Raw genomic sequence first — 22,763 nt, forward strand, 5'->3', positions numbered from 1 at the left:
ACGCCCGGTTACATTTCGAACCCGGAAGCTAAGCCTTTCAGCGCCGATGGTACTGCAGGGGGGACCCTGTGGGAGAGTAGGACGCCGCCGAACAATTTTTCAGCTCCGGTCCCTGAACCTTCTGGTTCAGGGACCGGAGCTTTTTTGTTTTTGCCGTGCAGTCCGTCGCGTAACTTTATGTTCACTTTATGTGGTCAGGATCCGCGGTATGGGGACAGTGGGAACGCTCAGGTCGGCCGGTGTCCGCGGTGGCGACGAAGTGGTGGTGCCGGCGTACGGCAACCCCGAAGTCGCGGAGGCGGTGCTGGAAGTGGGGGCACTGCCGGTCTTCGCCGAGGTCGACGGGGACAGTTACTGCCTCGACCCGGCCGCGGTGGCCGACGCGGTGACCCCGCGGACGGCGGCCGTCGTCGCCGTACACCGCTTCGGGCGGCCGGCGGACACGGGCTGGATCCGGGAGATCGGGCAGCGGCACGGGTTGCTGGTGGTCTTCGCGGACGACGCCGGCGCCGGGCAGGCGGACCAGGACTGCGTACGGCGGCGGCGGGACCGGGCCGCGTACCTGGACGGGCGGTTGACCGGTGTGCTGACGCCGCCGGCCGTCGCGGGGCACACGTACGAGGAGTACGTGGTGCGGGTGCCGGGGAACGGGCGCCCTGACCGGGACGCCTTCGCTCGCGCGCTGCGGGCGCGGGGCGTCTCGTGCCGCGTACCCGTACAGGCCCCCGTGTACCGGCTGCCGGTGATCCGGCGCGATGTGTACCTGCCGCAGACCGAGCGGGCGGTGGACGAGACGCTGGCGCTTCCGGTGCGTGCGGAGCTGTCGCGGCGGGAGCTGCAGCGGATGGCCGCGGCCTGCAACGCGCTCGGCGGACTGCTGCAACCGGCGTTCTGAGTCCGCGGTGGGTACCAGCGGGTCCCCCTTTCGAGGGACCGTGTGTCCCTTTTACGGAGGAGCGGGGTGCTCTCTTTCGGGTGAGTGGGAAGCGATTCGGACTGCGGCCGGAATTCCTGTATGATCTATCCCGTTGCCGCGCCCCAATAGCTCAGTCGGCAGAGCGTCTCCATGGTAAGGAGAAGGTCTACGGTTCGATTCCGTATTGGGGCTCCAGAGCAAAAGGCCCCCGCCGGACGGCGGGGGCCTTTTCGCGTTGCGCGGGGCCCGGCGGGCCCCCGGGGTCACGCGTTGAGCGCGACCTCGGGGACGCGCATGGCGAGGATGGCCATGTCGTCGGACGCCGGTTCGGCGGCGAAGCGTTCCACCGCGCGCAGGATGCGGGCGGCGACGGCGCCGGCGGTCAGGCCCGTACACGTCGTCAGCACGTCCGTGAGGCCGTCGTCGCCGAGCATGCGGGTGCCCTCGCGGCGTTCGGTGACGCCGTCGGTGACGCACAGCAGGACGTCGCCCGGGTCGAGGGTGACGGTCTGCTCGTACAGCTCCAGGTCGTCCATGACGCCCAGCAGGGGCTGCGGCTCGGCGGCCGGCTCGACCGTGCCGTCCTGGCGCAGGCGCAGCGGCAGCGGGTGGCCCGCGCAGACCACCTTCAGGACGGCGCTGCCGTCGCGCTGCGGCCACAGCTCGCCGTACAGGAGCGTCAGGAAACGGCTGCGGGCGCCCTCGTCGAGGATCGCGGCGTTCAGGCGCTCCAGGACGGCGGGGCCGCCGAAGCCCTCGCGGGCGAGCAGCCGCAGCGCGTGCCGGGCCAGGCCCGTGACGGCGGCGGCCTCCGGGCCCGTACCGCAGACGTCGCCGATGGCGAAGCCGTACGCGCCGTCCCGGATGGGGAACAGGTCGTAGAAGTCGCCGCCGACCTCGTTGCCCTCGCCGGCCGCGCGGTAGATGACCTCGACCTCGACGCCGGGGACCTCGGGCAGCTCGGGCGGCAGCAGGCTGCGCTGGAGCGACTGGCTGATGGCCGTGCGCTCCGAGTACAGGCGCGCGTTGTCCAGGGCGAGGGCGGCCCGGCGGGAGAGGTCCTCCGCGAGCTCCAGGATCTCTTGGCGGAAGTGCTCCTCGCTGGGCTTGCCGAGGGTGAGCATGCCGATGACGCGGTTGCGGGCGACCAGCGGCAGCACGACGGTCTCGCCGCCGACCGCGGAGGCGGTGGCGAGGGAGGCGCCGGGGCCCTTGGCGGGGCGGGCGGAGTTGCCCAGGCCCAGGCTGCGCAGCGAGGTGCGCAGGGCCGCGTCGTGGGCGGCGTCGGTCGGCGCGTTCCACAGGCGGGCGCCGGGCGTGGGTACCGGCTCTGGCGGGTCGACCTTCATCAGGAGCGTCTTGAGGCCGTCGATGCGGTCCTCGTCCTCGTGGAGCACGTACGACAGCTCCGGCTCGGACGCCTGGTCGGCGACGGTGTAGACGGCGCACCAGGTGGCGAGGGTGGGGACCGTCATCTGGGCCATCAGGGCCAGCGTCTGGTCGCGGTCGAGGGTGCCGGCGAGCAGGTCGGAGGCCTCGACGAGGAAGGACAGGGAGCCGCGGCGCAGCCGTTCCAGTTCGGTCAGGCGGGCGCGTTCCACGGCGAGCGCGATGCGGTCGGCGGCGAACTGGAGGCGCAGGGCCTCCTCGTTCGTGTAGCGGCCTGAGGCCTCGGCGGCGACGCCCAGGGAGCCGGTCAGGCGGCCCTCGACCTTCAGCGGGACCGTGACGACCGAGCGCATGCCCGTACCGGAGAGCAGGGGGACGGCGCCGGGCACGGCCGTCAGGTCCTCGTGGACGGCCGGCATACGGGCCGAGCCGTAGCGTCCGGACCCTGCTTCGACCGGGACCCGGGCGAAGCGCTGGCGGGCCGAGGGCAGGCCGGTGGAGGCGCGTACTTCCAGCTCGGTCTCGTCGTCGGTGGCCAGCAGGAGGTACGCGGCGTCGCCGTCGAGCATGTCGCGGGCGCGTTCGACCGTGCGCTGGAGCAGGCCGTCCAGGTCGTCGGGGGCCGGCGAGCCGATGAAGACCTCGAACGGGTCGGCGGGGCCGCGGCCCTCGGGCCGCTGCGCCGCGGTGTCGGGCGCGGGGGAGCGCAGCGGGCTCTGCAGGACGGCGCGCTCGTGGTCGCGCACCAGGAGGCAGACCGTGTACGGCTCGCCGTCGGCGTCGCGGACGCGCAGGTGGGAGGCGTACACCGGGACGACCCGGCCGTCGGCGCCTCGTATGCCGTACGAGCCCTCCCAGCGGGAGAGCAGCAGCGCCTCGGCGATGCCGGTGCCGGTGCCGGGGGTGTGCGGCCAGGCGGCGAAGTCGGTGAGCGGTTTGCCGATGACCTGCTCGGGCTCGTAGGCGAAGAGGTCCTTCGCGTCGTCGTTCCAGAAGCTGATGCAGCCGCCGCGGTCGATCTGGACGACGGCGACGCGGACCCGGCTGTCGGCGACGGGCAGCGAGTCCACGGGGAGCGCGGGGCCGGCGGAGCGGGTGCCGGCGGGGCGTTCGGGCAGGTCGAGCTGGAACCAGACGTGTTTCTGCGCCGCGGTGTACTCCACGCCCCAGCGGCTGGCCAGCGCGCCGCACAGCAGCAGTCCGCGGCCGCCCTCGCGGTCCGGGTGGGCGAACGCGCGGCCGGCGTTCTGCAGCGGGATCTCCCGCTCCGGGTAGCGGTCCGCGACCTCGATGCGCACCCCGTCCTCGGAACGCAGGCACAGTACGTCGGCGGCGGTGCCCGCGTGGACGACGGCGTTGGTGACCAGTTCGCTGGTCAGGACGACGGCGTCGTCGACGATGTCGCCGTAGCCCCAGCCCTGGAGGGTGTCCCGCACAAAGGCGCGGGCGGTGGCGACCGAGCGGCCGACCGGCTCGAACGTGGCAGCGGCCCGCGCGGTGATCACTGGTCTCCTCATGCGTGTGTCGGTGATCTGCTCTCCCACCATGGCGGCGCCCCTTACGAAAACCTGGTGTGCTCGCCCACTGCCCGTGCTGGACGGCCAGGGCGGGTGGACAGCCGGATGCCAGGTTACTTACCTTCGCCGCGCGTGCGGATGCCGGTCACGTGTGTTTCCGCCCCGATCGTGCTCGGGACGGTATGCGATGCTGCCGAACTGTTATGGCCTGGTTGGGCCATGGTGAAACACTGGGCAAGCTCAAAGAGAAGGCCCGGGTAGAACGGTCGACCCTGCGGGAGGGACACGGTGGAGTCTGGCGCAGCGGCGCGGGGCACGAGCACGCGCGCGAAAGGCGGACGTTCCCGGAGCAACGGGACGACTGAGGTGGATACGGCTGCGCTGAACCGGCTGCTGGCTGCTCTCGTCTCGATGCGGGACGGGAATTTCCGTAAGCGGTTGACGGTCTCCGGCGACGGAGCGATGTCGGAGATCGCCGCTGTTTTCAACGAGGTGGCGGATCGCAATCTGCACCTGACGGGAGAGCTGGCGCGGGTGCGCCGGGTCGTGGGACGTGAGGGAAAACTCACGGAACGGCTGGAGGTCGGCGCCTGCGAGGGCTCCTGGGCCGCGGCCATCGACGCCTCGAACGCCCTGGTCGACGATCTCGTACGGCCGGTGTCCGAGGTGGGCCGGGTGCTCTCGGCGGTGTCCGAGGGCGACCTGGAGCAGCGGATGGACCTGCGCTCGCGCGGCACGGACGGGACGTCCGCGCATCCGCTGCGCGGCGAGTTCCTGAAGGTGGGCCGGACGGTCAACGGGCTGGTGGACCAGCTCTCGGCCTTCACGGACGAGGTGACGCGGGTCGCCAGCGAGGTCGGTACGGAGGGCAAGCTCGGCGGGCAGGCGCGGGTGCGCGGCATGTCCGGGTCCTGGAAGGACCTGACCGAGTCCGTCAACACGATGGCGTCCCGGCTGACGGCCCAGGTGCGGGACATCGCCCTGGTCACCACCGCGGTGGCCAAGGGTGACCTGTCGCGCAAGGTGACCGTTCACGTCGCCGGCGAGATGCTGGAGCTGAAGAACACCGTCAACACGATGGTGGACCAGCTCTCCTCGTTCGCCTCCGAGGTGACCCGGGTGGCGCGCGAGGTCGGTACGGAGGGCGAGCTGGGCGGCCAGGCGCAGGTGCCGGGCGTCGCGGGGGTCTGGAAGGACCTCACCGACTCGGTCAACCTGATGGCCGGCAACCTCACCGCGCAGGTGCGCGGGATCGCGCAGGTGACCACGGCGGTGGCCAACGGCGATCTGTCGCAGAAGGTCACGGTCAGCGCGCGCGGCGAGGTCGCGCAGCTCGCCGACACGATCAACACGATGACCGAGACGCTGCGGACGTTCGCGGACGAGGTCACGCGGGTCGCCAACGAGGTCGGCGCCGAGGGCCAGCTGGGCGGGCAGGCGCAGGTGCCGGGCGCCGCCGGCACGTGGAAGGACCTCACCGACTCGGTGAACAACGCCTTCCGCAACCTGACGGGCCAGGTGCGCGACATCGCGCAGGTGACGACGGCGGTCGCCAACGGCGATCTGTCGCAGAAGATCACGGTCGACGTCTCCGGCGAGATGCTGGAGCTGAAGAACACCGTCAACACCATGGTCGACCAGCTCTCCTCGTTCGGTGCCGAGGTGACGCGGGTCGCCCGGGAGATCGGCGTCGAGGGCGAGCTGGGCGGCCAGGCGGCGGTGCCGGGCGCGGCGGGCACCTGGAAGGACCTCACGGACTCCGTGAACACCGCCTTCCGCAACCTGACCGGGCAGGTCCGCAATATCGCGCAGGTGACCACGGCGGTGGCCAACGGCGACCTGTCGCAGAAGGTCACGGTCGACGTCTCGGGCGAGATGCTCCAGCTGAAGAACACCGTGAACACGATGGTGGACCAGCTGTCCTCGTTCGCCGACCAGGTGACGCGGATGGCCAGGGACGTGGGCACGGAGGGCCGGCTGGGCGGCCAGGCGCAGGTGCCGGGCGTCAGCGGTACGTGGAAGGAACTGACCGACTCCGTCAACTTCATGGCGGGCAACCTGACGTCCCAGGTGCGGCAGATCGCCCAGGTGACGACGGCGGTCGCGCGCGGCGACCTCTCCCAGAAGATCGACGTGGACGCGCGCGGCGAGATCCTGGAGCTGAAGAACACCATCAACACGATGGTCGACCAGCTCTCGGCCTTCGCCGAGCAGGTCACCAGGGTCGCCCGCGAGGTGGGCACGGACGGCAGGCTGGGCGGCCAGGCGCAGGTGCCCGGCGTCGCGGGCGTCTGGCGGGACCTGACCGACTCGGTGAACGGTATGGCCGGCAACCTGACCGCCCAGGTCCGCAACATCGCGCAGGTCGCGACGGCGGTGGCGCGCGGCGACCTGTCGCAGAAGATCGACGTGGACGCCCGGGGCGAGATCCTGGAGCTGAAGAACACCCTCAACACCATGGTCGACCAGCTCGGCTCGTTCGCCGACCAGGTCACGCGGGTGGCGCGCGAGGTGGGCACCGAGGGCATCCTCGGCGGCCAGGCCGAGGTGCAGGGCGTCAGCGGTACGTGGAAGGACCTCACGCAGTCCGTCAACTTCATGGCGAACAACCTGACGTCCCAGGTGCGCAGCATCGGCGAGGTGACCACCGCGGTCGCGCGCGGCGACCTGTCCAAGAAGATCACCGTGGACGCCAAGGGCGAGATCCTCGAACTGGTCACGACCGTGAACACGATGGTCGACCAGCTGTCCCTGTTCGCCGAACAGGTGCTGCGCGTCGCCCGTGAGGTGGGCACGGAGGGCCAGCTCGGCGGCCAGGCCAGGGTGCCCGGCGTCACCGGCATCTGGAAGGACCTGAGCGACAACGTCAACCTGATGGCCAACAACCTGACCATCCAGGTGCGCAACATCTCCCAGGTCTCGGCGGCGGTCGCCAACGGCGACCTGACCAAGAAGGTCACGGTCGAGGCGCGCGGCGAGGTCGCGCAGCTCGCCGACACGGTCAACACGATGGTCACCACGCTGTCGTCGTTCGCCGACGAGGTCACCCGGGTGGCCCGTGAGGTGGGCACCGACGGCATCCTGGGCGGCCAGGCCCGCGTACCCGGCGTCGCCGGTACGTGGAAGGACCTGACCGAGTCCGTGAACTCGATGGCCAACAACCTGACCGGGCAGGTGCGCAACATCGCGATGGTCACCACGGCCATCGCGAAGGGCGACCTCACCAAGAAGATCGACATCGATGCGCGGGGCGAGATCCTGGCCCTGAAGACGACCATCAACACGATGGTCGACCAGCTCTCCTCCTTCGCCGAGCAGGTCACCCGGGTGGCCCGCGAGGTGGGCACGGACGGCCAGCTCGGCGGCCAGGCCCAGGTGCGCGGCGTGGCCGGCACCTGGAAGGACCTGACGGAGTCGGTGAACGAGATGGCGGGCAACCTGACCCGCCAGGTGCGCGCGATCGCCGCCGTCGCCGCGGCGGTGACCCTCGGCGACCACAACGTCCGCATCGACGTGGACGCGGCGGGCGAGATCCTGGAGCTCCAGGACAACGTCAACACGATGATCGCCACGCTCCGCGAGACGACGCTGGCCAACGAGGAGCAGGACTGGCTCAAGGGCAACCTGGCCCGTATCTCCGGCCTGATGCAGGGCCGCCGCGACCTGAAGGACGTGGCGACGCTCATCATGAGCGAGCTGTCCCCGGCGGTCTCGGCGCAGCACGGCGCGTTCTTCCTCGCCGCGCAGCCCGGCGACAACAGGGAGATCGGGTCGGACGGCGGCGAGTCGGGCGCCTACGAGCTGCGGCTGATGGGCTCGTACGGCTATTCGATGGGTGCCATGCCGACGACGTTCCGGCCGGGGGAGACCCTGATCGGCACGGCGGCGGAGGAGAAGCGCACGATCCTGGTGGAGAACGTGCCCTCCGGGTACCTGAAGATCGCCTCCGGGCTCGGCGAGGCGCCGCCGGCGAACGTGATCGTGCTGCCGGTCCTCTTCGAGGACAAGGTGCTCGGTGTGATCGAGCTGGCCTCCTTCCAGCCGTTCACCCACATCCAGAAGGACTTCCTCAGCCAGATCGCCGAGATGATCGCGACCAGCGTCAACACCATCTCGGTGAACACCAAGACCGAGGTGCTGCTCAAGCAGTCGCAGGAGCTGACCGAGCAACTCAAGGAGCGGTCGGGCGAGTTGGAGAGCCGGCAGAAGGCGCTGGAGCTGTCCAACTCCGAACTGGAGGAGAAGGCCGAGCAACTGCGCGCGCAGAACCGTGACATCGAGGTGAAGAACACCGAGATCGAGGAGGCGCGGCAGGTGCTGGAGGAGCGCGCCGAACAGCTGGCCGTCTCCATGCGCTACAAGTCGGAGTTCCTGGCGAACATGTCGCACGAGCTGCGCACGCCGCTGAACTCGCTGCTGATCCTGGCGAAGCTGCTCGCCGACAACGCCGAGGGGAACCTCTCCCCGAAGCAGGTCGAGTTCGCCGAGACCATCCACGGCGCGGGCTCGGACCTGCTCCAGCTGATCAACGACATCCTGGACCTGTCGAAGGTCGAGGCGGGCAAGATGGACGTCAGCCCGACGCGTATCGCGCTGGTCCAGCTCGTGGACTACGTGGAGGCCACGTTCCGGCCGCTGACCGCGGAGAAGGGGCTCGACTTCTCCGTACGGGTCTCCCCCGAGCTGCCCGCGACGCTGCACACCGACGAGCAGCGGCTGCTGCAGGTGCTGCGCAACCTGCTGGCCAACGCGGTGAAGTTCACCGACAGCGGCGCCGTCGAACTGGTCATCAGGCCGGCCGGCGACGACGTGCCGGCGGCCATCCGCGAACACCTGCTGGAGCACGGCGCGCTGCGCGACCCGGAAGCCGACATGATCGCGTTCTCGGTGACGGACACCGGCATCGGCATCGCCTCCAGCAAGATGCGGGTGATCTTCGAGGCGTTCAAGCAGGCGGACGGCACGACGAGCCGCAAGTACGGCGGCACCGGCCTGGGCCTGTCCATCAGCCGGGAGATCGCGCGGCTGCTCGGCGGCGAGATCCACGCCGCCAGTGAGCCGGGCCGCGGCTCCACCTTCACGCTCTACCTGCCGCACAACCCGGGCGGGCTGCCGCCGCAGGGCTACCCGCAACTGGTCGCGGGCGGGCTCGCGATGGACGCCGAGGCGCGGGACGCGGAGATCGGGCGGGAGCACGCCGAGGAGGCCGCGCAGCCGGCCGAGGCGCCGGCCGCCGACAACGGCTCGGGGCCCGGCCGGCGGCGGCGCCCGGTCGCGGCCGCCGCGCGGCGCCCCGAGCTGCCGGCCAGGAACGCGCCGGCGCCGCAGCCCCCGCAGGCGCCCGCCGAGGAGCCCTGGATCGGCAACGGCCAGGATCTGGTGTCGTCCGGTTTCGAGGGCGGGTTCCACGGGGAGAAGGTGCTGATCGTCGACGACGACATCCGCAACGTCTTCGCGCTCACCAGCGTGCTGGAGCAGAACGGGCTGTCCGTGCTGTACGCGGAGAACGGCCGGGAGGGCATCGAGGTCCTGGAGCAGCACGACGACGTGGTGCTCGTCCTGATGGACATCATGATGCCGGAGATGGACGGCTACGCGACCACGGCCGCGATCCGGCGGATGCCGCAGTTCGCCGGGCTGCCGATCATCGCGCTGACCGCGAAGGCGATGAAGGGCGACCGGGAGAAGAGCATCGAGTCCGGGGCGTCCGACTACGTGACCAAGCCGGTGGACACCGACCACCTGCTGACGGTGATGGAGCAATGGATGCGTACGCGGTGACACGTTCGTCAAATGAGGCTCGTAAGGTTCCCCGCATGTTGACTCAGTGTGGCCGACCACGTGTGGGAGAGCGGTATTCGGGGAACCTTCTGGTCTCTCACTGCGTTTGTGCTACGTGCACAGTGACATCGCGGTGACAGGGTGTGGCGACAGGCGGGGTGCGGCTACCATGACCGGCACAAGGACGGGCGGCAAGACGGAGCCGTCCCCTGGGGCGGCGTCCGGTGCTTCCCCAAGTCCTTCGGACAGGGGAGGCCCCACGCCGGGGCGAGGAGGACGGGCCATGGTGCAGAAGGCCAAGATCCTCCTGGTCGATGACCGGCCGGAGAATCTGCTGGCGCTGGAGGCGATCCTCTCCGCGCTCGATCAGACGCTGGTGCGGGCATCGTCCGGGGAGGAAGCGCTCAAGGCACTGCTCACCGACGATTTCGCGGTGATTCTGCTCGACGTGCAGATGCCGGGGATGGACGGGTTCGAGACGGCCGCGCACATCAAGCGGCGCGAGCGCACCCGCGACATCCCGATCATCTTCCTGACCGCCATCAACCACGGCCCGCACCACACCTTCCGCGGTTACGCGGCGGGTGCGGTCGACTACATCTCCAAGCCCTTCGACCCGTGGGTGCTGCGCGCCAAGGTTTCGGTCTTCGTCGAGCTGTACATGAAGAACTGTCAGCTGCGGGAGCAGGCGACGCTGCTGCGACTCCAGCTGGAGAGCGGTCGCGCGGCGGACGAGAGCAGGGAGCCCGCGGGGCTGCTCGCCGAGCTGTCGGCCCGGCTGGCCGCGGTGGAGGAGCAGGCCGAGGCGCTGTCCAAGCAGCTGGACGAGTCGGCGGACGCGGCGGCCATCGCGACCGCCGCCCATCTGGAGCGCAAGCTCACCGGCTTGCGGCGGGCGCTGGACGCGCTGGAGCCGGGGACGGACAACGGGGCGGCCTGAGAGGCGCTCCAAAGGCCGCTGGGCGGCCTGCGGGCCCGCACGGTGAGGCCTGGCCCCTGGCGGGCCCCTGACGTGCCGTCATGAGCCGCGTGTGCGGCGACCGTAGTGAGCCGTCGGTGTGAAGTCACCGACAGGTGGCGCGACACGAATGGGTGAAGGCCCGAGCGCTCGTGTCACTGTGGCCGTCGCCTGTAATCTCGTCACCATGGCCTCACGTACGTCCGGCAAGGGTTCCCAGAGCACGGCGGGCCCCTCGAAGCAGCGCGCCGGACAGCCCGGGGGCGCCGCCAAGAAGGCCGCCGCGAAGAAAGCACCGGCGAAGAAGGCGCCGGCGCCGGCCAAGAGGGCGCCCGCCAAGAAGACCGCTCCGGCGAAGCGCGCGCCGGCCAAGAAGGCGGCCGCCAAGAAGGCGCCGCCCAGGCCCGCGCCGTCGCCCACCGGCGGCGTCTACCGGCTGGTGCGGGCCTGCTGGCTCGGGGTGGCGCACGGCGTCGGCGCCCTGTTCCGCGGCGTCGGGCGCGGCGCGAAGAACCTGGACCCGGCGCACCGCAAGGACGGCCTGTCGCTGCTGCTGCTCGGCCTCGCCCTGGTCGTCGCGGCCGGCACCTGGTCCAACCTCAGCGGCCCGGTCGGCGACCTCGTCGAGATGCTGGTCACCGGCGCCTTCGGCCGTCTCGACCTGGTCGTACCGGTCCTGCTCGGCGGCATCGCGCTGCGCCTGATCCGCCACCCGGAGCAGCCCGAGGCCAACGGGCGGATCGTCATCGGCCTGTCCGCGCTGGTCATCGGCATCCTGGGGCAGGTCGCCATAGCGTGCGGGTCGCCCGGCCGGGGCGAGGGCATAGCGGCCATGCAGGACGCCGGGGGCTACATCGGCTGGGTGGCGTCCAAGCCGCTGATCTTCACCGTCGGCCAGACCCTGGCGGTGGCGCTGCTCGTGCTGCTCACCGTCTTCGGGCTGCTGGTCGTCACGGCGACGCCGGTCAACGCCATCCCGCAGCGGCTGCGGCAGCTCGGCGCCCGGCTGGGCCTGGTCGAGGTGTACGGGCCCGAGCCGGTGGTCGCGGAGCCGGACGCGTACGCCGAGGAGTGGCGCGCGCAGCCCAAGGGGGGCGCGCGGCGCGCCGCCGCTGAACCGGACCCGAGCGGCGACCCGGACGCCATAGAGGAAGCGGCGCTGGCCAAGCGCCGCCGCGGGCGCCGTACGCCCCTGCAGCCCGGCGAGCGGCCCATGGACGCGGTGGACGTGGCGGCCGCGGCCGCTGCCTCGCTGGACGGCGCCGTCCTGCACGGCGTGCAGCCCTCGCCGCTGGTCGCCGACCTCAGTAGCGGCATCTCCGGCGACCGCGGCGACGACGGCGCGCAGGACGCGTCGGGACCGTGGCAGGACAGCGGCTCGGTGCCGCCTGCCAGGGACGCGGGGCAGGGGCCCGAGGACAGGCCCTCGGGCCCGGTGCCCGACTTCACGAAGGCCGCGCCGGAGCCGTCCGGCGAACTGCCCTCGCGGGCCGAGCAGCTGCTGCTGTCCAACGACATCACCTACTCGCTGCCCTCGCTGGACCTGCTCACCCGCGGCGGCCCCGGCAAGACCCGCAGCGCCGCCAACGACGCCGTCGTCGCGTCGCTGACCACCGTCTTCCAGGAGTTCAAGGTCGACGCGGCCGTCACCGGCTTCACCCGCGGCCCGACGGTGACCCGCTACGAGATCGAGCTGGGCCCCGCGGTCAAGGTCGAGAAGATCACCGCGCTGGCGAAGAACATCGCGTACGCGGTCGCCAGCCCGGACGTACGGATCATCAGCCCGATCCCCGGCAAGTCCGCGGTCGGCATCGAGATCCCCAACAGCGACCGGGAGATGGTCAACCTCGGCGACGTGCTGCGTTCGGCGGAGTCGGTGGGCGAGGACCACCCGCTGCTGGTCGGGCTCGGCAAGGACGTCGAGGGCGGGTACGTGACGGCCAATCTGGCGCGGATGCCGCACATCCTCGTCGCGGGCGCCACCGGCTCCGGCAAGTCGTCCTGTATCAACTGCCTGATCACCTCCGTGATGGCCCGCGCCACCCCGGACGAGGTGCGGATGGTGCTGGTCGACCCCAAGCGCGTCGAGCTGACGGCGTACGAGGGCATCCCGCACCTGATCACCCCGATCATCACCAACCCGAAGAAGGCCGCCGAGGCCCTCCAGTGGGTCGTGCGCGAGATGGACCTGCGCTACGACGACCTGGCGGCGTACGGCTACCGGCACATCGACGACTTCAACGCGGCGGTGCGCAGTGGCAAGGCGAAGCCCCCGGAGGGCAGCGAGCGCGACCTGTCGCCGTACCCGTACCTGCTGGTGATCGTGGACGAGCTGGCGGACCTGATGATGGTCGCGCCGCGCGACGTGGAGGACTCCATCGTCCGCATCACCCAGCTCGCGCGCGCCGCCGGCATCCACCTGGTGCTCGCCACCCAGCGCCCGTCCGTCGACGTCGTGACCGGTCTGATCAAGGCGAACGTGCCGTCCCGGCTGGCGTTCGCGACCTCCTCGCTCGCCGACAGCCGGGTCATCCTCGACCAGCCGGGCGCGGAGAAGCTGATCGGCAAGGGCGACAGCCTGTTCCTGCCGATGGGCGCCAACAAACCGGTGCGCATGCAGGGCGCGTTCGTGCAGGAGGACGAGGTCCAGCAGGTCGTCCAGCACTGCAAGGACCAGATGGCGCCGGTCTTCCGTGAGGACGTCACGGTCGGCACGGCCAAGAAGAAGGAGATCGACGAGGACATCGGCGACGACCTGGACCTGCTGTGCCAGGCCGCCGAGCTGGTGGTGTCCACGCAGTTCGGGTCCACGTCCATGCTCCAGCGCAAGCTGCGGGTGGGCTTCGCGAAGGCCGGGCGGCTGATGGACCTGATGGAGTCGCGCAACATCGTCGGGCCGAGCGAGGGCTCCAAGGCGCGCGACGTGCTGGTCAAGCCGGACGAGTTGGAAGGCGTACTGGCGGTCATCCGGGGGGAGACGCCCTCCTAGGGACCGTCTCCCCCCGGTCCGCCGCCGGGCGGGCGGCGGTCGTGGAAGAAGTCCGGGAGCCGCGCAACCCGATTACTCGAAAGAGGCCTCCGGGTCACTCGTAAGAGATCGTAAGCAACCGTTTCTTCCGTCGATACGTCAAGTTGAGGGAGGTGGTGGGAGGATGTCGCACCATTGGACCCGGACAGGGTGTCCGGCGGCCTCACGTGGCCTTCTGATGGCGTACAAAGTCCGCTCTTCCGCTTGCCCGACCCTTTCGGTACACCCCTAGACTGAACCCCCAGCAGGTGGCTCACGCTCGAAAGGCGCCCCCGTGTCCATCGGCAACTCCTCCGAAGACGACCGGCCCTCCATCGGCCGCGCCATCCAGCAGGCCCGCATCGACGCAGGACTGACCGTCGACGAGGTCAGTACCACCACGCGGGTGCGCGTGCCCATCGTGCAGGGCATCGAACAGGACGACTTCTCGCGCTGCGGCGGCGACGTCTACGCACGGGGGCACATCCGGACGCTCGCGCGCGCCGTCGGCCTCGACCCCGGTCCGCTGATCGCGCGGTTCGACGGGGACCGCGGCGGGCGCCCCGAGCCGACCCCCGCGGCGCCGCTCTTCGAGGCCGAGCGCATCCGGCCCGAGCGGGGCCGCCCGAACTGGACGGCGGCGATGGTCGCGGCCATCGTCGCGGTCGTCGCATTCGTGGGTTTCACCCTCTTCAGCGGCGGCGGCAAGGGGAACGCGGTCGCCGAGGGCGACAACACGGCGGCCCCGGTGCAGCCGTCGAAGTCCCAGCACGCGGGCAAGCCGGGCAAGGCGAGCAAGCCCACCACCGTGCCGGGCCCCGCCCCCTCGGAGAGCGCCGTCGCGGGCGTGCCGAAGGACCGGGTCACCGTCAAGATCACCGCGAAGGACGGGCAGAGCTGGATCTCCGCCAAGGACTCCAACGGACGCCTGCTGGAGGACGGCCTGCTCAAGAAGGGCGAGTCGAAGACCTTCACGGACAAGAAGCGGATCGACCTGGTCGTGGGCAACGCCGGCGCCGTACAGCTGTTCGTCAACGGCAAGGAGGTCGAGAAGGTGGGCGACAAGGGAGCGGTCGAGCGCCTGAGCTACTCGGCGGGCCCGCAGGCGGGCTGATCAGGCCGGGCCCGGGGCGCCGGGCGGACGGGGCAACCCTGGCAGCGATGGAGGTTGCCGGGACAAAGTAGGCTGACTCCATGCCCGAACGCCGTACCGTCGCCCTTGTCACTCTTGGCTGCGCCCGTAACGAGGTGGACTCGGAGGAGCTCGCAGGCCGCCTGGCAGCGGACGGCTGGGACCTCGTCGAGGAAGCCGCCGATGCCGATGTCGCCGTCGTCAACACCTGTGGATTCGTCGAGGCCGCCAAGAAGGATTCCGTCGATGCCCTGCTCGAAGCCAACGATCTGAAGGACCACGGCCGCACCCAGGCCGTCGTGGCCGTCGGCTGCATGGCCGAGCGGTACGGCAAGGAGCTGGCCGAGGCGCTGCCCGAGGCCGACGGCGTGCTCGGCTTCGACGACTACAGCGACATCTCCGACCGGCTGCGGACCATCCTCTCCGGCGGCGTGCACGCGTCGCACACCCCGCGCGACCGCCGCAAGCTGCTGCCGATCAGCCCGGCCGAGCGGCAGGACGCCGCGGGCGTCGCACTGCCGGGACACGGCGCGACGGAGCCGGCCCCGGCCCCCGCCGACCTGCCCGAAGGCGTGGCGCCCGCCTCGGGGCCCCGCGCGCCGCTGCGGCGCCGCCTGGGCACCAGCCCGGTGGCCTCCGTGAAGCTGGCGTCCGGCTGCGACCGGCGCTGCTCCTTCTGCGCCATCCCGTCCTTCCGCGGCTCCTTCATCTCGCGCCGGCCCTCCGACGTGCTCGGGGAGACGCGCTGGCTCGCGGAACAGGGTGTGAAGGAGATCATGCTGGTCTCCGAGAACAACACCTCCTACGGCAAGGACCTGGGCGACATCCGCCTGCTGGAGACGCTGCTGCCGGAGCTGGCGGCCGTCGAAGGACTGGAGCGGATCCGGGTCAGCTACCTGCAGCCCGCCGAGATGCGCCCCGGCCTGATCGACGTGCTGACGCAGACGGAGAAGGTCGCGCCGTACTTCGACCTGTCCTTCCAGCACTCGGCGCCAGGTGTGCTGCGCGCGATGCGGCGCTTCGGCGACACCGACCGCTTCCTGGAGCTGCTGGAGCAGATCCGTACGAAGGCGCCGCAGGCCGGCGCCCGCTCGAACTTCATCGTCGGCTTCCCCGGCGAGACCGAGGACGACGTCGCCGAGCTGGAGCGCTTCCTGACCGGGGCCCGGCTGGACGCGATCGGCGTGTTCGGCTACTCGGACGAGGACGGCACCGAGGCCGCCACGTACGAGAGCAAGGTGGACCCCGAGGAGGTCGCCGAGCGGCTCGCGCGCATCTCGCGGCTGGCCGAGGAGCTGACCGCGCAGCGCGCCGAGGAGCGGCTCGGCGAGACCCTCACGGTGCTGGTGGACAGCGTCGACGAGGAGGACGGTGTCGTGGGCCGGGCCGCTCACCAGGCGCCCGAGACCGACGGTGTCACTTTGCTGCGGACCTCCGCCGGCCTTGCGCCGGGTCGTATGGTCGAAGCAAAGGTCGTGGCCAGTGAAGGCGTCGACCTGGTGGCCGAGGTGGTGTCGGTGGACGACGCACCGTGTTCTGAGGAGGCGGGCAGATGACCGGAGTCCCGGCTTCCGCGGCCGGTGGGCACCAGCGCCCTGCGCCGGCCGTCCGGACGGCCGGGCTGTGGAACATCGCCAACGTCCTGACGATGGTGCGGCTGCTGCTTATACCGGCCTTCGTGCTGCTGCTGATGCACGGCGACGGCTACGACCCGGCCTGGCGCTCGTTCGCCTGGGCGGCCTTCGCCATCGCCATGATCACCGACCTGTTCGACGGCCATCTGGCGCGCCAGTACAACCTCGTCACGGACTTCGGGAAGATCGCCGACCCGATCGCGGACAAAGCGATCATGGGCGCGGCGCTGATCTGCCTGTCCGTCCTGGACGACCTCCCCTGGTGGGTGACGGGCGTCATCCTCTTCCGGGAGCTGGGCATCACGCTGATGCGCTTCTGGGTGATCAGGCACGGTGTCATTCCCGCGAGCCGCGGCGGGAAGCTGAAGACGCTCGCGCAGGGTACTGCGGTGGGCATGTACGTACTCGTGCTGTCCGGGCCGCTGGCGACGTTCCGGTGGTGGGTGATGGCGGTGGCCGTGGTGCTGACCGTCGTGACCGGGCTGGACTACGTACAGCAGGCGATCGTCCTACGGCGGGCCGGGCTGGCCGAGGCACGGGCCGTTCAGGCCGAGGAGCGGGCCAGGACGGCCGCCGAGGCGCGCGGCGAGGGGGAGTCCGCACGGTGAGACCGGTGACGGCCGCCGGGGCGACCTTCCGAAGTGGCTGCGGAAATGCACGCTGAAGCCGGTACGGAGGCGGCCTCCGCGGCCCTGGGCACGGCCGCGCGGGCGCTCGACGCGCTGGTGGCGCGCGGGCAGAGCCTGGCGGTGGCCGAATCCCTGACGGGTGGGCTGGTAGCGGGGGCGCTCACCGGGGTACCCGGAGCCTCACGGGCCTTCCGCGGCTCGGTGACGGCGTACGCGACGCAGCTCAAACGGGACGTTCTGGGCGTGGACGGCCCGCTGCTCGACGCCCGTGGGGCCGTGGACGGGGAAGTTGCCCGGCAGATGGCCCATGGTGTAAGGCGTGTGCTGGGCGCGCACTGGGGTATCGCCACTACAGGGGTCGCCGGCCCCGATCCCCAGGACGGACAGCCCGTCGGCACCGTATTCGTCGCGGCCGCGGGGCCCGGCGGTGCGGGCGCCGTGCTGCGCCTCGCGCTGGACGGCGACCGCGAGCGGATCCGCCGGGACACGGTCGTGGCGGCGCTCCGGCTGCTGGTGAGCGAACTGACAGAGAATGCGGCGGCACAGGATACGGAACAACGGGGGGAATTTTGATGTTTACAGCCCTGAGTGAACACGAACTCGCGCCCCGCACGGCCGAGGCCCGAGGCGGTACGGTGGGGCGAGAAGGATCCGGATCCGAGGTCCGAGGAGGGAGCCAGCGATGATTCTGCTTCGTCGCCTGCTGGGTGACGTGCTGCGCCGACAGCGTCAGCGCCAGGGCCGCACCCTGCGCGAGGTCTCCTCCTCCGCCCGGGTGTCGCTCGGTTACTTGTCCGAGGTCGAGCGGGGGCAGAAGGAAGCCTCTTCCGAACTGCTCTCGGCGATCTGCGACGCGCTGGACGTGCGCATGTCCGAACTGATGCGGGAGGTCAGCGACGAGCTGGCCCTCGCCGAGCTGGCGCGGTCCGCGGCCGCGAGCGACCCGGTGCCCGCACCGGTCCGTCCGAAGCTCAACTCGGTGTCCGTGACCTCGCTTGCCGGGGTCCCAGAGGACCGTGTGACGATCAAGGCGCCCGCGGAGGCCGTCGACGTCGTCGCGGCCTGAGCCCGCGGCCCCGGCGCCGAGCGAGAGCGCCCCACAGACTTCCCCGAGCCCCGTCCGGCAGCAGCCGGGCGGGGCTCGGTGCTGTCCCGGGAGGAACCGGCAGGCCGCCGTGCATTACTGCGGCTGACGCGGGTACCCGATCCGTACAGACAGGAACAATCGTTTGTACGATGGGCGAAGCAGAATCTTTCGCCTGAAAAGGAGTAAATGGATGTCTGTCGTCAAGAGCACGCTGTCCGACGACGACCGCAAGGTCGTCGGGGACGCACTGCAGGGAGCCCTCGTCGACCTGGTGGATCTCTCGCTCGTGGCGAAGCAGGTCCACTGGAACATCATCGGCCCGCGCTTCAGGTCCGTACATCTCCAGCTCGACGATGTCGTGGACACCGCCCGCGCGTACGCCGACACGGTCGCGGAGCGCGCCTCGGCGATCGGCGTGTCCCCGGACGGCCGGGCCGAGACGGTGGCGAAGACCAGCGGCATCGACACGGTCCAGGACGGCTGGATCAAGGACGCGGAGGTCGTACGCGTCGTGACCGACGCGCTCGGCGCCATCATCGCCCGGATGCGCGAGCGCATCCGCGTCACGGACGAGCCCGACCCGGTCTCCCAGGACATCCTCATCGGTCTGACCGCCGACCTGGAGAAGCACCACTGGATGTTCCAGGCCGAGTCCGCCTGAGCCGGCCGCGGCCTCGCGGGCCGTGCGACCCCGGGCGCGGGAAGAGAAGAGACGCCCCCCTGATCGTGGTCAGGGGGGCGTCGGCGGTTCGGCTGCCGCCGTGGGGAACGGTCCGCGGCCGGTTCGCGGGGCGCCGGGTGGCGTGGCGGTGACCCCGCGACGGGGCAGCGGACGATCATGGTGATAGACCCGAACGACAGATCCGCTACGTATGGAGGAGTGTCCGTCATGTCGAAACCCCCGCTGCCGCAAGAGGCGGTCGCGATGCTGAGGGAGGCGAACCCGTCCGTCATCACGACCCTGCGGTCGGACGGGCAGCCGGTCTCCACGGCCACCTGGTACCTCTGGGACGACGGCCGCGTGCTGGTCAACATGGACGAGGGCCGCAAGCGGCTGCAGCACCTGCGCAACGACCCCCGGGTGACGATCAGCGTTCTCGACAAGGACAGCTGGTACACCCACATCAGCATCATCGGCCGGGTCACCGAGTTCCGCGAGGACCGGGACCTGTCGGACATCGACCGGCTGGCCCGCCACTACACGGGCGACCGGTACCCGCAGCGCGACCGCGGGCGGGTCAGTGCCTGGATCGAGATCGACCGCTGGCACGGCTGGGGCTCCCACAAGGACAGCAGCCAGGCCGGGTGACGGCGGCCTGAGGGGCGGCGGGACGGGAACGGACGGCCTGTCCCCGGCGGCACCGCCGGGGACAGGCCGTCCGTGATCGACCGCCCGGCTGAACGGCTGCCGTTGCACAGTTTCACAGGGGTGTCCCGGTGTCGATCAGAGCGCGGGCGCCCTGGGTGAGGAGTTCGGTGGCGGCATGTGCGCCCAGGGCAGCCGGATCGTGCGGCGGGTCGCTGCGCAGGTGCACCTGGGCGAAGGCCGTGCCGTCCGGAGAGAAGACCCTGCCGCGCAGGGAGAGCTGCCCGCCGGGGCCGGTGACGCAGTACCCGGCGATGGGGCTGTTGCAGTGGCCCCGCAGGCCCTGAAGCATGACGCGCTCGGCGGTCGCCTCGGTGAGGGTGGGCTCGTGGTTGAGCTGTTCCAGCAGAGCGGCGACGGCGGTGTCGTGACGGCGGCACTCCAGGGACAGGACACCGGCACCGACGGCGGGCAGCAGCGCGTCGGTTTCGAAGACCTGCACCATCCGGTGGGCCAGGCCGAGCCGGTGCAGCCCGGCCGCCGCCAGAACCAGGGCGTCCAGCCCGGGACCGGCGTCCTCCCGCTTGCCGTCCAGAAGGTCCAGCCGGGTGCCGACGGCGCCGCGTACGGGAACGATCCGCAGGTCGGGTCGGGCGCGCAGGAGCTGGGCCCGGCGGCGTACGGAGGCGGTGCCGACCCGGGCACCGGGCGGGAGGTCGTCGAGGCCGCCGGCCGTCGAGTGTTCGGGCACGACCAGGGCGTCCCGGACGTCGGCGCGCTCCAGATGGGCGGCGACGACCAGGCCCTCGCGCAGCGGAACGTCGCCGGGCACGTCCTTGAGGCAGTGCAGGGCGAGGTCGATCTCGCCGTTCTGCAGCCGGGCGTCGATGGCCTTGACGAACAGTCCCTTGCCCCCGGTGCCGGACAGGTCGCCGTGCCAGAGATCGGCCTCGGTCTGCACCGGGACGGTCTCGATCCGCAGCGCCGGGTCCAGCCGGTGCAGCAGCTGCGCGACGTGGGCGGTCTGGGCGAGGGCCATCGGGCTCGTACGGGTTCCGATGCGCAGCTCGCGGGCGGGGGAATCGGCGCTCACGGACGGTCTCCGTTCAGTGGATGCCAGCTGTGCCTGCCGTCGGGGCGGTGATCACTCAGTGCAGCGTATGAGAAGGCGAACGGCGGACCGGGGAGGTACGGGCCGGAGCCGGAACGGTCCGCGCGCCGGGTCCGGAAGGCAGCCGGTGCGGGCGGTCTGGATGCGGCGCGTGCGGAGCCGGGCGAAAATGCCGGGAAGACAGAGATCAGTGGAGATCAGTGAGGACGGGCCGGGACGAGCAGGCCCCGTCGGTTCGTTCGCGCCGGTTGTGCCCCGGTGCGCCCTCCCGCTGGACGGCTGCGCCCGTCTAGCGTCGACCGGAGGAGGCAGCCATGAACTGGCACGCGTTCTTTGCCCGGTCCGGCATATCCCCGGCCCGGCTGGTGGCCGGGGCCGCTTTCGGGGGCTTGTGGTGGTGGGCGGTACTGCGGCTGACGCTGTGGCCCGGTACGCCCGGGATCGTCGAGGGGGCGGTGGCGGCGGGGGGGTGGGGGCTGAGCCTGTTGCCGGTGCACTGCGTGCCGCGGGCGGAGCGCGGGCGGGCCGGCGGCAGGCACCGGGACGGCGGAGCCCTCGGGCGGGTTCTGGGGCGCGCCGAGGACGTGCTGCGGGACGGCGTCACCAGGGCATGGCGACGCCGCCGTTGGGGCGGAGGATCTGGCCGGTCGTGAAGGCGGAGGCGTCCGAGGCCAAATGCAGGACGGCGTGGGCGACGTCGGCGGCCTCACCCACCCGGCCCAGGGGAGTTCTGCGGATCATGGCACTTTCGGCGTCCTGCCGTTCCCCGGCCGTGCGCCGGGCGGTCATGGGCGTGCGGACCCAGCCCGGTGCGACGGCGTTGACGCGGATGCCGTGCCGCCCGGTCTCGGTGGCGAGGGTCTTGGTGAGCTGGACGACGGCGGCCTTGGCGACGCCGTAGCAGAGCAGGCCGGGGGCGCCGGTGTCGACGGCGCCGGACGCCATGGTGACGATGGATCCCCCGGTGCCCGCGGCGATCATGGCGCGGGCGGCCTCCCGGCAGCAGTGGAGCACGCCCTTGAAGTTGGTGTCCCAGACGCGGTCGAGGTCGGCGTCGTCGGTCTCCAGGACCGGGGCGGTGTGCATGATGCCGGCGATGGCGGCCAGCACGTCCAGGCGCCCGGTGACCCGGACGGCGTCGGTGACCAGGGCGGCTACCTGGGCGCGGTCGGTGACGTCGAGGGGGTACGGGCGGGCGCAGCCGCCTGCCGCGGAGATCTCCTGGGCGGCCGCGCGGGCGCCGGGCTCGTCGCGGTCGGCGCAGTGCACGGTGGCCCCGGCCTCGGCGAGGAGAACGGCCGTGGCGCGGCCGATGCCGCCGGCGGCTCCGGTGACGATCGCGGTGCGGCCGGTGAGGTCGTACGCCGGGAGGCGGGCCTTGGAGGGCATGGCGGGACCGTACGTCGATAACTGATGGGTCGTCAATTAGCCTGCGCGTCAAGGGCCTTACGGGGCGGCGGGTGCGGGCCGCGGCCGTTACGGGGTGCGGCCGCCCGGCGGCGGGGCGACGTCGTCCGGTTGGCAGGCGGGGCACCAGAAGGTGACGCGCTCCTGGGCGGCCGGGCCCTGTTCTCCGGTACGGATCGGTGTGCCGCAGCGGAAGCAGGGGCGGCCGGCGCGGCCGTAGACCCACTGGCGGCGGTCCGGGCGGGCGCTCGGCGTCGTGACGCGGGCGAGCCGGTCCTTGTTGGCTTCCAGGAGCTTCTTGGCGAGGGCGGTCGCGCGCTCCGGGGCGGGCAGGCGGCCGATGGGCAGCCAGGGCGAGGCGCGGAGCAGGAAGCACAGCTCGCACTTGAAGACGTTGCCGATGCCCGCCAGGTTGCGCTGGTCGAGCAGGGCTTCGCCGAGGGTGCGGTCCGGGTCGGCGAGCAGGCGGCGCAGGGCCTCGGCCGGGTCCCAGTCGGGGCCCAGCAGGTCGGGTCCCAGGTGGCCGACGGCGTCCGCCTCGTCGGCGGTGCGCAGGAGTTCGAGGACGGGGAGGCGGTAGCCGACGGCGGTGCGGTCGGCGGTGGCGAGGACCGCGCGGATCTGGTGGGCGGGGCCGCCGCGCCAGCGTTCGGCCGGCGCGTAGATCTTCCAAGCGCCGTCCATGCGCAGGTGCGAGTGGAGGGTCAGGCCGCCCGTGACGCGGGTGAGCAGGTGCTTGCCGCGCGGTACCACTTCCAGGACCGTACGGCCGGACAGGTCGGTGGTGGCGAGCTTCGGCACGCGCAGGTCGCATCGGGTCAGTGGCTTACCGGCCAGCGCTTCGTGCAGACGGCGGGCGGTGCGCCAGACGGTGTCGCCTTCGGGCATG

General features: G+C 71.5%; 16 protein-coding genes, 1 tRNA gene and 1 rRNA gene. 14 read left to right on the forward strand and 4 right to left on the reverse strand.

Annotated elements, in window-relative coordinates:
- The 3 genes from rrf to ACH4K4_RS28805 form a co-directional block, all read left to right on the forward strand.
- Window positions 1-93 (forward strand): 5S ribosomal RNA (gene rrf / locus ACH4K4_RS28795); the annotation flags it as partial.
- 115 nt (window positions 94-208) lie between these two features.
- On the forward strand, window positions 209-895 hold the full coding sequence (locus ACH4K4_RS28800; protein ID WP_398171338.1) for a DegT/DnrJ/EryC1/StrS family aminotransferase: 687 nt from the start codon (window positions 209-211) through the stop codon (window positions 893-895).
- Between the two features lie 140 nt (window positions 896-1,035).
- Window positions 1,036-1,111 (forward strand) — tRNA-Thr (locus ACH4K4_RS28805).
- 68 nt (window positions 1,112-1,179) lie between these two features.
- Here ACH4K4_RS28805 and ACH4K4_RS28810 read toward each other — a convergent pair.
- Entirely contained in the window at window positions 1,180-3,822 is a 2,643-nt protein-coding gene (locus ACH4K4_RS28810; protein ID WP_398171339.1) for a SpoIIE family protein phosphatase, read from the reverse strand.
- Window positions 3,823-4,110: 288 nt separating this feature from the next.
- On the opposite strand from ACH4K4_RS28810, the gene ACH4K4_RS28815 reads away from it, so the two are divergent.
- From ACH4K4_RS28815 to ACH4K4_RS28860, 10 genes are all read left to right on the forward strand, one after another.
- The gene (locus ACH4K4_RS28815; protein ID WP_398171340.1) at window positions 4,111-9,603 is read left to right on the forward strand and encodes a HAMP domain-containing protein; all 5,493 of its coding nucleotides are present in this window, start codon (window positions 4,111-4,113) and stop codon (window positions 9,601-9,603) included.
- Window positions 9,604-9,886: 283 nt separating this feature from the next.
- Window positions 9,887-10,543 carry a two-component system response regulator gene (locus ACH4K4_RS28820; protein ID WP_398171342.1) on the forward strand — a complete coding sequence of 219 codons (657 nt, stop codon included), beginning with the start codon at window positions 9,887-9,889 and terminating at the stop codon, window positions 10,541-10,543.
- Window positions 10,544-10,748: 205 nt separating this feature from the next.
- The gene (locus ACH4K4_RS28825) at window positions 10,749-13,550 is read left to right on the forward strand and encodes a DNA translocase FtsK (protein ID WP_398171343.1); all 2,802 of its coding nucleotides are present in this window, start codon (window positions 10,749-10,751) and stop codon (window positions 13,548-13,550) included.
- Window positions 13,551-13,863: 313 nt separating this feature from the next.
- The gene (locus tag ACH4K4_RS28830; protein WP_398171345.1) at window positions 13,864-14,682 is read left to right on the forward strand and encodes a RodZ domain-containing protein; all 819 of its coding nucleotides are present in this window, start codon (window positions 13,864-13,866) and stop codon (window positions 14,680-14,682) included.
- An 80-nt stretch (window positions 14,683-14,762) separates the two neighbouring features.
- A complete protein-coding gene (gene rimO / locus ACH4K4_RS28835) occupies window positions 14,763-16,256 on the forward strand; it encodes a 30S ribosomal protein S12 methylthiotransferase RimO (RefSeq protein ID WP_398171346.1) in 1,494 nt (497 codons plus the stop codon).
- Entirely contained in the window at window positions 16,253-16,942 is a 690-nt protein-coding gene (pgsA, locus tag ACH4K4_RS28840; protein ID WP_398171348.1) for a CDP-diacylglycerol--glycerol-3-phosphate 3-phosphatidyltransferase, read from the forward strand. Before rimO ends, pgsA begins: the two co-directional genes overlap by 4 nt.
- Window positions 16,943-16,987: 45 nt before the next feature.
- Window positions 16,988-17,536, forward strand: a complete 549-nt coding sequence (locus ACH4K4_RS28845; protein WP_398171350.1) for a CinA family protein — start codon at window positions 16,988-16,990, stop codon at window positions 17,534-17,536.
- A 109-nt stretch (window positions 17,537-17,645) separates the two neighbouring features.
- A complete protein-coding gene (locus tag ACH4K4_RS28850; RefSeq protein ID WP_030024638.1) occupies window positions 17,646-18,029 on the forward strand; it encodes a helix-turn-helix domain-containing protein in 384 nt (127 codons plus the stop codon).
- 211 nt (window positions 18,030-18,240) lie between these two features.
- Window positions 18,241-18,711, forward strand: a complete 471-nt coding sequence (locus ACH4K4_RS28855) for a DNA starvation/stationary phase protection protein (protein WP_360138760.1) — start codon at window positions 18,241-18,243, stop codon at window positions 18,709-18,711.
- Window positions 18,712-18,939: 228 nt separating this feature from the next.
- Window positions 18,940-19,359, forward strand: a complete 420-nt coding sequence (locus ACH4K4_RS28860) for a PPOX class F420-dependent oxidoreductase (RefSeq protein WP_398171352.1) — start codon at window positions 18,940-18,942, stop codon at window positions 19,357-19,359.
- Window positions 19,360-19,471: 112 nt separating this feature from the next.
- Here the strand turns inward: ACH4K4_RS28860 and hemC are convergent, their stop codons facing one another.
- Entirely contained in the window at window positions 19,472-20,449 is a 978-nt protein-coding gene (gene hemC, locus ACH4K4_RS28865) for a hydroxymethylbilane synthase (protein ID WP_398171353.1), read from the reverse strand.
- Window positions 20,450-20,781: 332 nt separating this feature from the next.
- Between hemC and ACH4K4_RS28870 the strand changes: the two genes are divergently transcribed.
- Window positions 20,782-21,120 carry a hypothetical protein gene (locus tag ACH4K4_RS28870; RefSeq protein WP_398171355.1) on the forward strand — a complete coding sequence of 113 codons (339 nt, stop codon included), beginning with the start codon at window positions 20,782-20,784 and terminating at the stop codon, window positions 21,118-21,120.
- On the opposite strand, the gene ACH4K4_RS28875 is transcribed toward ACH4K4_RS28870, so the two are convergent.
- Window positions 21,068-21,856, reverse strand: a complete 789-nt coding sequence (locus ACH4K4_RS28875) for an SDR family NAD(P)-dependent oxidoreductase (protein ID WP_398171356.1) — start codon at window positions 21,854-21,856, stop codon at window positions 21,068-21,070. The two genes, ACH4K4_RS28870 and ACH4K4_RS28875, sit on opposite strands and share 53 nt — an antisense overlap.
- An 87-nt stretch (window positions 21,857-21,943) precedes the next feature.
- Window positions 21,944-22,762: an Fpg/Nei family DNA glycosylase gene (locus ACH4K4_RS28880; protein WP_398171357.1), complete on the reverse strand. Its 819-nt coding sequence runs from the start codon at window positions 22,760-22,762 to the stop codon at window positions 21,944-21,946.
- Window position 22,763: the final 1 nt, after the last annotated feature.

Source organism: Streptomyces sp. NPDC017529, assembly GCF_044329785.1.
Lineage (GTDB): Bacteria > Actinomycetota > Actinomycetes > Streptomycetales > Streptomycetaceae > Streptomyces.